The organism is Bartonella sp. LB28NMGDW, assembly GCF_042194435.1.
GTDB classification, from domain to species: domain Bacteria; phylum Pseudomonadota; class Alphaproteobacteria; order Rhizobiales; family Rhizobiaceae; genus Bartonella; species Bartonella grahamii.
Map to the genome: position 1 here is coordinate 1 of NZ_JBHIMX010000150.1, position 621 is coordinate 621.

Here is a 621-nt window from a genome sequence, read left to right on the forward strand (position 1 = left end):
ACGTCTTGGGATATGGAGCGTATAGCCCTTTATCTTGAAGACATCATTGCATCTTTTAGAGAGTATGTAGAGCGTTTCAAACATGAAATTACGTTGCAAGAACTCATTGAATCTATTGGCAGTGGTAAGAAACAGTTATGGCTTGTTTTGGATGATGAAGAGCGCTTTTTAGCGGTCGTCACGACCCAGATACAACAGACAGTTTTAGGAAAGAAACGCGCTCTGATTTGTGAATGTAGTGGCAAGGGTGTTCTTGATTTGGTTGACAATTTGCAAGTTGCCGAGGATTGGGCGCGTGAGAATGGGGCTTTTGAGATAGAGATTTTAGGGCGTTTAGGTTGGAAACGTGCATTGGACAAGCAAGGTTACAGCATAGATATGCTTTATTACAGGAAGGAATTGTAACATGGGGAGCAAGACACCGACAACAACAGAACAAAAGCAGGTGCAGACAAGCGCTCCTCCCTCTTGGATGCAGAATGTATTTAAGCGTGGGGGTGCAGATGCCTATCAAATGTATGACACAGGAATTGGGGGTAATGTGTATGGAGGACCTCGTATTGCCCCGTTAAGTGCTCAAACCACCCAAGCCATAGGTGGTCTTGGGAGTGTACCATTGCA

1 protein-coding gene and 1 pseudogene are annotated in these 621 nt (G+C 44.8%); both read left to right on the top strand.

Features of this window, described 5'->3' with window-relative positions:
- Positions 1-405, top strand: a 405-nt coding sequence (locus ACFIKG_RS09735; protein WP_375652246.1) for a hypothetical protein, incomplete at its 5' end; no start/stop codon positions are given.
- Between the two features lies 1 nt (position 406).
- A pseudogene (locus ACFIKG_RS09740) lies at positions 407-621 on the top strand (hypothetical protein); the annotation flags it as partial.